The following is a 14639-nucleotide window of genomic DNA, read 5'->3' as shown; positions in this document are numbered from 1 at the left end:
CTTGCAGTGACAAACTCGGTTGTTTGGGACAACAGTTCTTTTAATGCTAGGGCATCAGTGGTAGATGAAAATGCGTTATTGATTAAGTATATGCATTTAGTCAAGCGAGCTGTGACGCATTTACGTAGCCAGATTGGTACGTTGCAATCCTATGAGGATCTTGTTCAGATAGGGACAATGGGTCTGCTCGAAGCTATTCGCCGTTATGGCAGTGAGCCAGATTATGGATTTGAAAGCTACGCTTTTCAGCGCATACGAGGTGAGATACTGGACGAACTAAGGAGGCAGGATTGGCGCCCACGTCAAGCGCGTCAACAAGGCCATTCATTAAATCATGCTAGACGTACTTTATCTCGTACGTTAGGCCGGGAAGCGAATGAAAAAGAGTTAATGGCATTTTTAGAGATAGATGCTGGGCAGCTGCAAGATATGATCTTTGATAGTGTATCTGAAGAGATGCAGAGCCTCGATGAGTTACTGCAATCAGGTATTGATATTACAGATGAAAACTCAGATATTCAAAAATTTGATATGAAGCGTAGCCTTAAGAAAACGCTGTCTTTACTCGATCAAAGAGATCAATTATTACTGACCCTATATTATCAATATGAACTTAATATGAAAGAAATATCCCTTACCCTTAGGATCACCGAATCTAGAGTGTGTCAGTTACATCAATTGGCGCTTAAGAAGCTCCATTCTCATTTAACCAATTTATTGTAAGGCTTGTTATGCAAAAATTTGTAGGTCTGGGGGTCATCCTCCTCTGTGTTTTTGGTGGTTTTATGCTCGCAGGAGGAAAACTTGCTGTTATGTGGCAACCCGCTGAATTACTGATTATTCTAGGTGCTGGTATTGGTTCAATGCTGATCGCAAATCCTAAGTATGTATTGGTTGAATTAAAAAATCAGTTCTTTGCATCTTTTAAAAAAGAAGCCGATCGCGGCGAAGTAATGAAAGAATTACTGTTGGTGATGCATACGCTGATGGAAATGGTTCGCAATAAAGGACTAAAGTCGATTGATGAACACATTGAAAACTGGGAAACCAGTTCATTATTTTTACAATACCAACACATCCATTCAGATCGTCTGTTAATGCATTTTATTACTGACAACTTTCGTATGATGTCAATGGGGAAAATGTCGTCTCATGAATTAGAACATGTGTTAGAAAGTGAGATTGAAGCGCTTGAAGATGATTTATTAAAACCATCTGAAGCCTTGCATACCACTGGTGAAGCTATGCCAGGATTTGGTATTTTAGCGGCTGTAATGGGTATTATTATTACTATGTCTTCGCTAGACGGACCATTAATGATGATTGGTTTGCACGTTGGTGCCGCTTTAGTCGGGACTTTCCTTGGTATTTTTTTCTGCTACTGCTTATTTGAACCGATTGGTGAATCACTTGCTGCACGAATACATAATCAATTACTGCTATTAACTTGTGTCAAAACGATGATGGTGGCACATATTTCAGGTAAATCACCAGTGCTATCTGTTGATTCTGGACGCAAGTTGATAGATCGAGAAATTAAGCCAACATTTGTTGAAATGGAACAGTGGCTTAACGCTAAGGCAAGCTAATGTCAGAAAATATTATTATTAAGCGTAAAAGAAGAAGTCGTGGTAAATCTAAAGGTGGCGGTGCTTGGAAAGTCGCATTTGCTGATTTTATGTTAGCGTTGATGGCTTTTTTTATGGTGCTGTGGATCCTCGCTGTTTCAGACGCCGATGAACGTAAGGAATTTTCTGAAAGTATACGTAATTACTCATTATTTGAGAGTGAAAGTAATCCATTCGATTTTAGCGGGAATCCTTTGCCGACAAGTATGGGTGCTGATTTATCTATATTAGACAGTAAAAATAAGCTAGATTTAACAAAACGTTCAATATCTAAAAAAACGGCTCGTTCTTTAAATCAGCGTACTGCAGATGATGAAGGGGATAGTGGTTACGGTGATAAGCCAATGATGAATTCATTGCTGAAAGGGCAGTTAACTTCTCCAGAGCAATTAGCATTATTAGCCTCTAAATTAGAGGCTCTTGCTGATTCGATTGGTGCAGCGGAAAATATTGACATTGAAGTGGTGCCACAAGGTTTACGAATTCTATTACATGATAATGCTAACCATAAAATGTTCCGCCGTGGTAGTGCTCAGATGACACCATTTTTTCAGGATGTCTTACGCTCATTAGCGCCCGTTTTTATTCCTATCGAGAATAAGTTAATGATCTCTGGGCATACCGATCGCTCTAAGTTTCATAATGCGGCATTTACTAACTGGGAGCTGTCTAGCCAACGGGCGCTGCAAGCAAGGCAAATGCTACAGATTGGCGGTATGCCCAGAGAGCGGGTTGCACAAGTCGTCGCTATGTCAGATACGATGCCTATTGATGCTGCGAACCCTAAATCGAGTGTTAACCGCCGGATCGAGTTATTGTTGCTGACCGAAGACGCAGAGGAAGCCATTAAGTCGTTATTTAATCGAGATAAACCGGATAATGCTATTGATAACGCGGTTGATAGAGCTGAATATAATAGACCCGTATTAAGATCAAAAGTCTTGTTTGATAGCGTAGGAAAGTGATCATGGAGATTGAACCGAATCGTAAATTTTATCGTTGGAAATTTGAATCAAAATCTATTCCACTTATCTATCAAACTAAAGGCGTGCCAATAAAAATTTATCGACGTTTTTTGTTTATGGATTTTTTTTGGGCTAAAGCAGTGGCTAAAGATATTAGTATTGGTGGTGTGGGTTTTGTTATTTCACGTACATCAGGTCGTAAATTAGCGCGTAAATTTGTAATTCGTTGGCCGAATGGAGAACGTATGCTCTGTACTGAAAAACATCACTTTGATATTGGTAGTAAACTTATTTTTTACGGTGTAGCTTGGAGTGAGCATGAAGCCAGCCGAATTTTACCTTTGTTAAAAATTTACAGCCGTAAAGCATTTAGAGGCGATGCAACAACGAGTAATGTCAGTGAATTTGTTAAAAGGTGAATGAATGTGTTATAAAAAACGCACTACTTTAGCGTGTTTTTTATAAGTATTCAATTTGATGTTTGAAGCTGTGGTGTTCTTAACTTGATCTTCTGCGACTTGATAACTAGACTAGCGGACTATTTCAATTTTAAGTTCGATTTTAAGGTACCTTCATGCAGGTTTCAGATTTCAATTTTAGTCTTCCTGACGAGTTAATTGCCCGTTACCCGAAAGCGGATCGCCGTTCAAGCCGTCTACTCCAACTAAACGGTAATAGCGGTGAGCTGGTTGATAAACAATTCGCAGATATCCTTGATTTAGTTGAAGCCGGCGATCTGATGGTATTTAATAATACCCGCGTGATTCCTGCGCGTATGTACGGTCAAAAATCCTCTGGCGGTAAAATCGAAGTGCTTGTCGAGCGGGTTATTGGCGATCATTCAGTACTTGCGCATGTGCGCTCTTCTAAGTCGCCAAAAGTAGGTGCTCAACTTATCTTAGAAGGTACCGTGAAGGCCGAAATGATTGCCCGTCATGATGCATTATTTGAATTGAAATTTTTAGACGAGCGTCATGTATTAGAAATATTGGAAGACATTGGCCATATGCCACTGCCACCTTATATCGACCGCCCGGATGAAGATTCAGATAAAGAGCGCTACCAAACGGTTTATAATGAAAAACCGGGTGCTGTCGCGGCGCCAACAGCGGGCTTACACTTTGATGAAGCATTGTTAGCAGAACTCACTGAGAAAGGTGTAAACACCGCGTTTGTGACGCTACACGTTGGTGCGGGTACTTTCCAGCCCGTACGTGTGGATAATATTCTTGATCATCACATGCATTCTGAATATGCCGAAGTATCTGCAGACGTTGTCGCTAAAATTGCTGAAACAAAGGCCAATGGTGGTCGTGTGATCGCGGTGGGTACAACATCGGTACGGTCTTTAGAAAGTGCCGCGCAAGCAACAATGGCCAAGGGCTTACCGTTAGCGCCATTCTTTGAAGATACGGAGATCTTTATTTATCCAGGTTACAAGTTCCAACTTGTTGATGCCATGATAACCAATTTCCATTTACCAGAATCAACCTTGATCATGCTGTTATCTGCGTTCGCAGGGTATGATCATGTGATGCCTGCTTATCAACATGCGATTGCTGAGAAATACCGTTTCTTCAGTTATGGTGACGCGATGTTTGTCACTAAGCAAACTGCAACATAAATTCAATTAGTCGTGCGTTGCTGTTTATCTATTCACGGCTAGTTTGTTAACGATAAATAACGACTGATAAAGTACGTTGTTTGAATTTTTTGAGAGAAGTAATGTCAGACTGTTTCTCTGACTTGAGGTTTATATGAAGTTAAAATACGAATTAGATAAAACGAATGGTAACGCACGTCGTGGTCGTTTAATCTTTGAACGTGGTGTAGTTGAAACGCCAGCATTCATGCCCGTAGGTACTTACGGTACGGTAAAAGGCATGACGCCAGAAGAAGTTGACGATACTGGCGCTGACATTCTTTTAGGTAATACTTTCCATTTATGGCTACGTCCTGGTCAAGAAGTGATGAAGCTACACGGTGGTTTACACAACTTCATGAACTGGCAGGGTCCTATCCTGACTGATTCAGGCGGTTTTCAAGTATTCAGCCTAGGTAAAACGCGCAAAATTACCGAAGCCGGTGTGCATTTTCGTCATCCTGTAAACGGTAGCAAGATCTTCTTAGATCCAGAAATCTCAATGGAAATCCAAGATGACTTGGGTTCTGACGTAGTGATGATTTTTGATGAGTGTACGCCATACCCAGCGACAGAATCAGAAGCTGAGAAATCAATGCGTATGTCATTACGTTGGGCACAACGCTCACGTGATCACTTTGATAAATTAGAAAACAAAAACAACTTGTTTGGTATTATTCAAGGTGGTGTTTACGAGCATTTACGTGATATTTCGGTAAAAGGCTTATTAGACATTGGCTTTGACGGTTATGCAGTTGGTGGCCTAGCAGTAGGTGAACCAAAAGAAGATATGCACCGTATTCTTGAGCACACTTGCCCGCAACTACCTGAAGACAAACCACGCTACTTAATGGGCGTTGGTAAACCTGAAGATTTGATTGAAGGTGTGCGTCGCGGTGTGGATATGTTTGACTGTGTAATGCCAACGCGTAATGCCCGTAATGGTCATTTATTCACAAGTGAAGGCGTTATTAAGATCCGTAATGCCAAGCATAAAACTGATACCGGTACACTTGATCCTGAATGTGATTGCTACACATGTAAGAACTACTCACGTTCATACCTGAACCATTTGGACAAATGTAACGAGATCTTAGGTGCACGTTTAAACACAATGCATAACCTACGTTACTATCAAAACCTAATGCAAAGTATCCGTGACGCGATTGATTCTGATACCTTTGAACAGTTTGTTACAGATTTCTATACTAAACAAGGCCGTGAAGTGCCACCTTTAGCGAAGTCTGACGCTTAATTATTAAGCAAACACTAACCTGATTGTCGATCTAAGTTTGGTAAACCTTTCTCATTAGTAGTAATGTAATGTGATTGGTTTATCATATCAATATTAAAATTTATAAAGGGAAATAAAAATGAGTTTTTTCATTGCAAATGCAGTTGCTGCTGAAGGTGTTACAGGTCCTGCAGGTGGTGGTTACGAAATGTTGATCATGTTAGGTATTTTTGGTGTGATCTTCTACTTCATGATCTATCGCCCACAAGCGAAACGTCAAAAAGAACAGAAGAACCTAATGTCATCGTTGTCAAAAGGTGAAGAAGTTCTTACTGTTGGTGGCATCGTAGGTAAAATTACAAAGATTTCTGACGGTAATGATTACGTTGTGATCAGTATTGCTGATGCAACTAAAGTTACTATTAAGCGTGATTACATTGCCGCAGTATTACCAAAAGGTAGCATGCAGTCGCTTTAATCTTTTCCGTATCCCAGTAAGGTAATATTGTGTTAAACAAATATCCTCTGTGGAAGTATCTAATGGTGATCGCTACGATCGCCATTTGTTTACTCTATGCCACACCGAATCTATACGGGGAAGACCCCGCTGTTCAAGTCTCTGCTGCACGTGGTGCTGTTATTGAAGTATCAACTCTCGATAAAGTGAAAACCGAACTCGATAAACAAGATATCAGCTATAAAAGTGTTTCATTAGAAAATAATCAAGTATTGGTGCGTTTAAACGACAGTGAACAACAGTTACTTGCTAGTGAAATCTTAAAAGAGCAACTTGGTCAGAAATTCATTGTTGCTTTAAACCTTGCCCCTGCCACACCAGACTGGCTACAAAGTATTGGTGCTGGACCATTAAAACTCGGTCTTGATTTACGTGGTGGTGTTCACTTCTTATTAGAAGTTGATATGCAAGAAGCGTTAGTGAAAGCACAAGATCAAATGTTACAAGATTTCCGTACCGATTTACGTGAAGAAAAATTGCGTTATACCGCAATTCGTAAAAACAGTAACGGTATCACCGTGCGTTTTCGTGATGCTGAAACTCGTGATAAAGCCGAAGAATTCCTTAATTCTAAATATGCCGACCTACTGTTAACCGATAGTGAAAATAATGGTCAATTTAGCCTGTTGGCAAAAATGTCAGAAGACAAACTTGCTGAAATTAAAGAATATGCTCTGCAACAAAATATCACTATTATCCGTAACCGTGTCAACCAATTAGGTGTTGCTGAGCCGCTAGTACAGCGTCAAGGTGCAGACCGTATCGTGGTTGAATTACCGGGTGTTCAGGATACTGCTGGCGCGAAAGAAATTTTAGGCGCTACAGCTACGTTAGAATTCCGTTTAGTTGATAATAAAGCGGACCCTTATAGCAGCCGAGTACCTGCTGGTAGCCAAAAGTACACCACGCGCGACGGTCGTCCTGTAGTACTGAAAAAACAAGTGATCTTAACCGGTAATCACATCACAGGTGCAACGTCGAGCTTAGATGAATTTAGTCGTGCCCAGGTGAATATCGATCTTGACTCGCAAGGCGGCAGTAAAATGTCTCGTGCGACGAAAAAAGCAATCGGCACATCCATGGCGACAGTATTCATTGAATACAAACCAACGGGTGAAAAAACGGCTGATGGCAAATCGAAACTGCAAAAAATTGAAGAAGTCATTAACGTGGCGACAATTCAAGCGCAGTTAGGGCGTAGTTTCCGTATTACTGGCTTAGACAGTAGCAGCGAAGCGAAAAATCTGGCGTTATTATTACGTGCAGGTGCGTTAGTGGCGCCCGTTCAAATCGTTGAAGAACGTACCATTGGTCCTAGCCTAGGTAAGCAAAATATTGAAAACGGCTTAGCTGCGATGATTTATGGCATGATTGCTATTGTTGTCTTCATGGCTGTCTACTATCGTAAATTTGGTCTGGTTGCCAATGTGGCCTTATCTGCCAACATCATCATGATCATTGGTATTATGTCGATGATCCCGGGTGCGACAATGACGCTGCCAGGTATTGCCGGTATCGTATTAACGATTGGTATGGCTGTCGATGCCAACGTATTAGTATTTGAACGTATTCGTGAAGAGCTAAAAGAAGGCTGTAGCGTGCAACAAGCGATTCATCGTGGTTATGAGAATGCGTTATCAACCATTGCTGATGCCAATATTACCACGCTATTAACGGCGATCATTTTGTTTGCGGTTGGTACTGGTGCGATCAAAGGTTTCGCTATTACGCTAGCAATTGGTATTGCTGCTTCTATGTTTACTTCCATCATAGGGACACGTGCGATCGTGAATTTCCTTTGGGGTAATAAAAAGATCGATAAACTTTCAATCTAAGGGGATTAATTATGTTTGAAATTATTAAAACAAAACGCACGATCCACTTTATGAAGATGACGAAACCCGCGTTTATGTTATCCGCGCTGTTAGTTATTTTATCGATATCTTCTATTGCGATTAAAGGTATTAATTGGGGTCTTGATTTCACTGGTGGTACGGTGATTGAAGTGGGTTATGATAAACCTGCTGATCTTGAAGTGATTCGTCCGCTGTTATCTGCGGAAGGGTTTGGTGATGCGGTGATCCAACATTTCGGCTCTAGCCGTGATGTATTGATCCGCCTTGCCCCACGTGAAGGTTTGGACAATGAGCATCTTGGTAGCCAAATTATTACAGCATTACAGGGCTATGATAAGAGTGTAGAAATGCGCCGTATCGAGTTTGTTGGTCCAAATGTAGGTGATGAATTAGCTGAACAAGGTGGCCTAGCGCTGCTTGCTGCGTTAATTTGTATCTTGCTTTATGTTGGTGTACGTTTTGAATGGCGTTTAGCATCGGGCGCGGTATTAGCGCTTGCGCATGACGTTATCATCACGTTAGGTATCTTCTCGGTATTGCAGATTGAATTCGATTTAACTATTTTAGCGGCGCTATTGACCGTGATTGGTTATTCATTGAATGATACGATCGTGGTATTTGACCGTATCCGTGAGAACTTCCGTCGCATGCGTACTGATGACGCTGTGGAGATCATGGATGTATCATTAACGCAGACATTGTCACGTACGTTAATCACCTCAGGTACAACATTAATGGTATTAGTATCATTATTCCTGAAAGGTGGCGCACTGATCCACGGCTTTGCATTGGCACTATTAATCGGTGTTGTGGTTGGTACCTATTCTTCGATTTACGTAGCGAGTGCATTAGCACTGCGCTTAGGCGTATGTCGTGAAACGATGTTACCACCAGTGGTCGAAAAAGAAGGCGCAGATCAAGACCCAATGATGTAAGCCTTAGGGAAACCTAGTTAACTTATTGGTCTTCAGACTGTTATAAAACCCGCCTAGTGCGGGTTTTTTTATGGGTCTGTCGAAAACTAAAATATGCAGTTCTAAATGAAGTTTTTATTTTTGTAGACACCATAATCAGTCCTTGAACAGCGGGATGATTAAGATGTTTTACGTTGTAACGCTATGATTTAAAACTTTATATTGACTAATGTATGACATTTTATCTGCAATACTTTATAGTGACGGTATCATTTCTCAATCAAAAATAATTATGTTGTCTAAGTTAATACAAACAGTGCTGCATTTTGGCTACATCCATAAATTCATTCTTAGTTTATTACTGGTCTCCTTCGCTGCGGGTGGTTATATTATATTGTGGTTTAATGATAACTTTGTTACTGAGCCTCGTTATCCCCTCTACGAAGAGGCGGCTATTATTTATGGCTGTGCCAACGCTGGTCATGCTTTGCTAAAAGATAATTCGGAGAAAGAACGCCAGCGGATATGTGCTTGCGCGCTGCAAGAAACGATGCAAAAAATAGATTTTTTACAATATCAGGAAAAACCACGGTTATTTAATCAGTATCTTGGTAAAGGGTTACTTGATTGCAGTAAAGCGTCTATCTTTGGGTAAATTAAGCTTAGGTTCAGTTCTGTAATAAGTGCGACATGGTTACCAATAAAACTTGAGGATATCAGTCTTCTTAGTTATAACAGACTTGGTTTTTTGTGTGATAACAAGATTCAGCTCTTAGTTAATGGCAGAATATGATCAATCATTATTTTTTGTTTAGAGATTGAATTATCAGATACAAAATGAAATAGTAGTTTAGTAAACACTTGGTATTTAACTGAAAGGGTAACAACATGGCTCATAGTCAACGATTTTTAGATTTATGTAATGAAGCACGTAAAGTAGTCAAAGAATGTAGCTGTAATGATGTAAAGCAGTGGCAAGACGAAGGTAAGCAATTTGCACTGGTTGATGTGCGCGAAGAAAGCGAATGGGCTGCAAGTCGTATAAGCGGCGCTGAATACATGGGCCGTGGCATCATCGAGCGTGATTTAGAAGCTAAATATCCAGCACTTGATACCTGTATCGTACTGTATTGTGGTGGCGGTTATCGTTCCGCGTTATCAGCTGAGTTCATCCAACGTATGGGTTATACAGACGTAATCTCAATGGATGGCGGTTTCCGTGAATGGAAAATGAAAAGCTATCCGATCAGTAAATAGCTTATGTTGATTATCTAATGAATGTTGTAATGTGAAGTACAACATTCATCTTGTTAGCATAATATGACACAGAGAATTGATAACTTTTTCACTCTTCTTATCACACTATTGGTAGACAACTTGGTTACGGCCATTAGTTTTAGCTTTATATAAACGAGCATCGGCTTCGGAGATCATTTCATCAATCGGTTTATTGCCAAAGCTGACGCCTATACTGATCGTGATCTTGATGTTCTCGTCATTGTGCTTCATGGTTAATTGTTCAATCTTATGGCGCATTAATTCCAGTTGCGGCACAAAAATAGCGCGGTCGCTATTGCTTTGAATACAAAATTCTTCACCTCCAAAACGTGCCACAATAGCATCTGAAAAATGATTTTGTAATTGCTGGGCGATTGCCACTAAGACTGTATCTCCACCATCATGGCCATAGTTATCATTCACTTTTTTGAAAAAATCAATGTCCAGCATGGCAATATTCTTATGTTCAGCAGCGCTACTGCTACTGTGTTGACTAAAGAAGTAGCGTCGGTTCCATAAACCAGTGAGCGCATCTTGATTAGCCATCTTGTAGAGTTTGTCGGCGGTATCTTTCATGTTGAGAATATGATGGATTCGACAATAAAATTCTTCTTGATTAAAAGGCTTATAGAGAAAATCATTAGCGCCAGCTTTAAGAAAACGGGCCGTCATCGAGCGATCACTACTGCCAGATAGACCTAGAATGGCCAGTTGATTCCGATCGAACTGTCGCCGGATCTCTCGGGTCATCGTTATACCGTCTTTTTTGGGCATGTCATGATCTGTGATGATCAAACTGATATCGGGATGCTGTTGTAATAACTGGATTGCCTGCTCACCGTTTTCAGCCGCAATGACCTGCAAGTTTTGTCTCTCTAGTAAATTAATGAGATGGAAACGCACGGTTGCTGAATCTTCAACGACCAGCGCCTTATGGTGGCTATTGTCTTGCAGACGTTGTAATAATGGGATGAGATAGGATACTGACGATATGCTGTCTTTTAGCAAGTAGTCAATGACACCTTTTGATAATACTTTTTTGCGGATATGATCACTGAAATGAGCGGTTAAAATAATGGCCTGTACACCATAACTCAATACATGTTCGATGATCTCCCCGTCATGACCATCAGGTAAGCAATAGTCGAGTACAGAACAAAGAAAATCGCTTTCTCGTGCTAAGATCTCGCGCGCTTGTGCTATTGATTCAGCAAATACTACTTGAAAACCAGCTTGGCTCAGCTGGATATTCAGGTATTTGCGAAAAGCTCGGCTGTCTTCAACAACAAGTATTTTGCAGAGCAATTGGATATCCTTATTACCGTTAACTTTACCATCACCGTATTAGATATTAACTAATTGAAAAATAAAGGGATATATCTATGGCGTTGTGATTGGTTGAGTCTATTTAATTGATGAAACATTATAACACTATAACACTATAACATTCTTTGTGTTTTACCACCTTAGGTATAAAATTTAGGTTGATTCAATTTATTGTGGTCGATTACTGTCATATCTTGAACCTAATCCGTAAATTATATCCGATAAAACCTGCATTTACTTCAACTAAAGCCTGCTCATTAGTCTGTTATCACCTTCCTGTTATATTTGTCCTTTTTTTAGCCATGTTATACCTGCGGTTTACATCATATTTGTTATTGGTTATCATTCTCATCAACATAATCTTGTTGACACACTATGACTCTCAAAATCGATAACGTCAGTTTTTCCTACCAAGCTGACCGTAAAATATTAGATACTATTTCTCTGACTTTTAAACCGGGAAAGTTCTATGTGATCATTGGTCAAAATGGCTGTGGTAAAAGTACCCTGTTCAATTTGATCATGCGTCATTTACCCTTGTCATCAGGTCAGATCCGCATTAATGGCAAAGACCTACAGCAACTTTCTTTTAAAGAGCAAGCACAGCGCGTTTCAGTATTATCGCAGTCCATGCCATTGCCTGAGTTTATGACTGTCGCGGATATGGTGATGCAAGGGCGTTTTTGCTATCAAGGCTTTTTTTCTCGATTTAGTGCCGAAGACCGAACGATAGCTGAGCAAGCAATGCAAAAAATGCAACTGACCGAACTGGCAAATAAACGTTTGTCGACACTGTCCGGTGGTCAACAACAACGTGCCAGAATGGCGATGTTACTCACCCAACAAACAGACATCGTATTGCTGGATGAACCGACTACACATTTAGATTTAAAGCATCAATATATGCTGTTAGATCTAGGTCGAGAGTTGGCTCAGCAAGGTAAAACTGTGGTTGCTATCTTACATGATATGACCCAAGCGGCGTTATACGCGGATCATGTGATCGTGCTTGCCGAGCAAAAAATATATGCACAAGGTGCGGCACAATCGGTGATCACCGATACCATGATGCAACATGTTTTTCATGTAAATACGTCACGTGTTGGTAACGAAAAGGTCGGTATCCATGTTCCAACGCACCTCATTGCCTAGTACTGTATCGCGATCTTTATCGAGAATATTACCTGGCTATCGTTTCCTCGGTGCGGTATTTTTGTTGACGTTGATGCTGTTACTGGTGGCGTTAACTCACATCAGTATTGGTGCGCGGGCGATAGCCTGGGAAGATATTTTTAAAGCCATTTTCTCTTTTGACAGCCAGCAGTTTGTTCACCACATCGTGATCAAACAAAGATTACCGCGTTTGGTTGTCGCCATGGCCTGTGGGGCAATGTTAGGTCTGGCCGGTTTTAGCGCCCAGAAAATGTTTCAGAATCCGCTGGTATCATCTTCTACGCTCGGGGTCAGTAGTGGGGCGGTATTCTTCAGTTTGTGTGCCATCTATTTCTTTAATGTCTCTGAGAATGATATTTTTATTCCAGCGTTTCTCGGTGCCGCGATTGCCGGGCTCTTTACGCTGTCGATGACGGAAATGATGAACCGCTCTAGTATTTCCAAGAACTTGCATATTGTGCTGGCGGGCAGTCTGGTTTCTATGTTGTTCTCCTCGTTAAGTAGCTTTTTGATGCAGCTTGATCCACTGCGCTTTGCCAATGTTCAAGACTGGTTACTGGGAGATATAAGTCCCGCTGACTTCACCGATTTAAGTCGGATTTATCCGCTGGCATTGCTGGCGATAGGGGTGCTGTTAAGTCAAGGACGCTCGTTGGACGTGATGATCATGGGGGAGAAACAGGCGCACAGTGCCGGGGTTAATGTCACCCGAACCCGTAATGTCACCTTGCTGTGTATTTTTTTACTGGCCTCGTTGGTTGTCTCGATTGTCGGTCCTATCGGTTTTATTGGCTTGGTCGTACCGCATATCAGTAAGCTTTTTGTCAGCGAGGTGGGTAATAAAGGGGCCTGGTTATCGATGCTTATCGGTGGCTTATTATTGAGTTTGTCAGACTTACTCGCCCGTATCGTGATTGCGCCCAAAGTATTGATTGTCGGTGGTGTCAGTGCATCTATTGGCAGTATCTGCTTTTTATGTTTACTGTATTTTATGGTCCGGGATAAACGCATGTCATGAATATATTTGACGATCAAAATATGATCATAAGTCCCTCGAAAGGGATCAGCTTACCGATTTATAAGCGCACTTTTTGGGTGCTTTGTGCATTAGTGATATTGTTGAGTCTGAGTTTTATCTTTAGTCTTAAATTAGGCTCGGTCAGTGTTTTATGGGCTGATGTGTACGCGGTTATCGGCTTTGATGTCGCGCTTAATGACGCCACGTCTACTATCTATGAACTAAGATTACCGCGTATTATGGGGGCTATTGCTGCGGGCGCCTTGATGGCGTTATCAGGTTACTTGTTACAGACTGCCGCGCGTAACGCGTTGGCCGATCCTGGCGTATTAGGACTTTCTGATGGTGCAGCGCTGTCAGTCATTGTGCTGTATGTGGTGTTCTCACAGGTTTCCTTAACGGCGAGTATTCTTGCTAGCTTCTTTGGGGTATTCGTTACCGCGTTGCTGGTGCTCTGGTTTGTCCATAAAAACCTCAATGGTACCTTTATCGTATTAGTCGGTATTGCCGTGGGGGCGGTTGTGTCTGCGTTTAGCGATATACTCTTATCATCGGTTACTATCGAAGATATGGCTTTTCTTATGGCGTTTTTATCCGGCAGTTTTTTATCTCTGGATCTTGCCAGTGCCAGCTTTTTAAGTATCTGGATGACGGTCATCATCGGGGTGTTTTTGTTGTTAAGCCGTTATATTAATCCGCTCAATTTTGGTTATCAGCACGCCATGTCATTAGGCGTTGATGCCAAAAAATATTATATATTTATTATTATATTAGCGGTATTTGCTATGGCGCCTGTGATTGCTCTGGTTGGTTCTATTGGATTTATTGGCCTGATTGCTACCTTTTTAGCTAAAAATATTATTGGCTATCGCGGTACGGAATTAGGTATTGTCAGCATGTTGTTAGGGGCTATTATGACGCTCTGGGCCGACACCCTTGGACGGACACTCTTTGCGCCGATCATGATCAATGCCGGGGTATTTATTGCGTTAATCGGCGCATTATTTTTTATTATCATGACGCGTTACATTGTTAGGCCGTAGCCTGGTGCTCGTTAATATAATGATTAAATAATTTAGTGTAATGAT

General features: G+C 41.1%; 15 protein-coding genes. 14 read left to right on the top strand and 1 reads right to left on the bottom strand.

Annotated features, from left to right (window positions below; all coding sequences use genetic code 11):
• The first annotated feature begins 6 nt into the window (after positions 1–6).
• The 11 genes from fliA to HRT96_RS03740 all read left to right on the top strand — a co-directional run bounded on the left by fliA (position 7) and on the right by HRT96_RS03740 (position 10013).
• Positions 7–723: an RNA polymerase sigma factor FliA gene (fliA, locus tag HRT96_RS03790; RefSeq protein ID WP_293152433.1), complete on the top strand. Its 717-nt coding sequence runs from the start codon at positions 7–9 to the stop codon at positions 721–723.
• Positions 724–731: 8 nt separating this feature from the next.
• Positions 732–1589: a flagellar motor stator protein MotA gene (gene motA / locus HRT96_RS03785; protein WP_293152431.1), complete on the top strand. Its 858-nt coding sequence runs from the start codon at positions 732–734 to the stop codon at positions 1587–1589.
• On the top strand, positions 1589–2593 hold the full coding sequence (locus HRT96_RS03780; RefSeq protein ID WP_293152428.1) for a flagellar motor protein MotB: 1005 nt from the start codon (positions 1589–1591) through the stop codon (positions 2591–2593). The genes motA and HRT96_RS03780 overlap by 1 nt, the downstream gene beginning before the upstream one ends.
• Positions 2594–2595: 2 nt before the next feature.
• Complete coding sequence (locus HRT96_RS03775) at positions 2596–3012, top strand: hypothetical protein (RefSeq protein WP_293152425.1); 417 nt, start codon at positions 2596–2598, stop codon at positions 3010–3012.
• A 155-nt stretch (positions 3013–3167) separates the two neighbouring features.
• Positions 3168–4217, top strand: a complete 1050-nt coding sequence (gene queA, locus HRT96_RS03770; protein ID WP_293152422.1) for a tRNA preQ1(34) S-adenosylmethionine ribosyltransferase-isomerase QueA — start codon at positions 3168–3170, stop codon at positions 4215–4217.
• Between the two features lie 133 nt (positions 4218–4350).
• Complete coding sequence (gene tgt, locus HRT96_RS03765; protein ID WP_293135918.1) at positions 4351–5490, top strand: tRNA guanosine(34) transglycosylase Tgt; 1140 nt, start codon at positions 4351–4353, stop codon at positions 5488–5490.
• A gap of 118 nt (positions 5491–5608) precedes the next feature.
• The gene (yajC, locus tag HRT96_RS03760) at positions 5609–5947 is read left to right on the top strand and encodes a preprotein translocase subunit YajC (protein ID WP_293152419.1); all 339 of its coding nucleotides are present in this window, start codon (positions 5609–5611) and stop codon (positions 5945–5947) included.
• Between the two features lie 29 nt (positions 5948–5976).
• The gene (gene secD / locus HRT96_RS03755; RefSeq protein ID WP_293152416.1) at positions 5977–7821 is read left to right on the top strand and encodes a protein translocase subunit SecD; all 1845 of its coding nucleotides are present in this window, start codon (positions 5977–5979) and stop codon (positions 7819–7821) included.
• Between the two features lie 11 nt (positions 7822–7832).
• The gene (gene secF / locus HRT96_RS03750; protein ID WP_293152413.1) at positions 7833–8777 is read left to right on the top strand and encodes a protein translocase subunit SecF; all 945 of its coding nucleotides are present in this window, start codon (positions 7833–7835) and stop codon (positions 8775–8777) included.
• A gap of 208 nt (positions 8778–8985) precedes the next feature.
• Positions 8986–9411, top strand: coding sequence for a hypothetical protein (locus HRT96_RS03745; RefSeq protein WP_293152409.1), 426 nt, complete (start codon positions 8986–8988; stop codon positions 9409–9411).
• A 233-nt stretch (positions 9412–9644) separates the two neighbouring features.
• Positions 9645–10013, top strand: coding sequence for a rhodanese-like domain-containing protein (locus HRT96_RS03740; protein WP_293152406.1), 369 nt, complete (start codon positions 9645–9647; stop codon positions 10011–10013).
• A 105-nt stretch (positions 10014–10118) separates the two neighbouring features.
• Here the strand turns inward: HRT96_RS03740 and HRT96_RS03735 are convergent, their stop codons facing one another.
• Positions 10119–11339 (bottom strand): response regulator, encoded by a 1221-nt coding sequence (locus HRT96_RS03735; RefSeq protein ID WP_293152403.1) that lies wholly within the window; start codon positions 11337–11339, stop codon positions 10119–10121.
• Positions 11340–11735: 396 nt separating this feature from the next.
• Here HRT96_RS03735 and HRT96_RS03730 point away from each other — a divergent pair, with 396 nt between their 5' ends.
• From HRT96_RS03730 to HRT96_RS03720, 3 genes are read left to right on the top strand one after another with little or no spacing between them, the layout of a single operon-like run.
• Entirely contained in the window at positions 11736–12512 is a 777-nt protein-coding gene (locus HRT96_RS03730) for an ABC transporter ATP-binding protein (protein WP_293152400.1), read from the top strand.
• Complete coding sequence (locus HRT96_RS03725) at positions 12487–13551, top strand: iron ABC transporter permease (protein ID WP_293152397.1); 1065 nt, start codon at positions 12487–12489, stop codon at positions 13549–13551. Before HRT96_RS03730 ends, HRT96_RS03725 begins: the two co-directional genes overlap by 26 nt.
• Positions 13548–14594: an iron ABC transporter permease gene (locus tag HRT96_RS03720; RefSeq protein ID WP_293152394.1), complete on the top strand. Its 1047-nt coding sequence runs from the start codon at positions 13548–13550 to the stop codon at positions 14592–14594. Before HRT96_RS03725 ends, HRT96_RS03720 begins: the two co-directional genes overlap by 4 nt.
• Positions 14595–14639 lie beyond the last annotated feature (45 nt).

It is taken from the genome of Moritella sp. (assembly GCF_013215705.1).
Lineage (GTDB): Bacteria > Pseudomonadota > Gammaproteobacteria > Enterobacterales > Moritellaceae > Moritella.
Note: the sequence above shows the minus strand (reverse complement) of the source record. Positions and strands in the feature narration are given on the sequence as shown.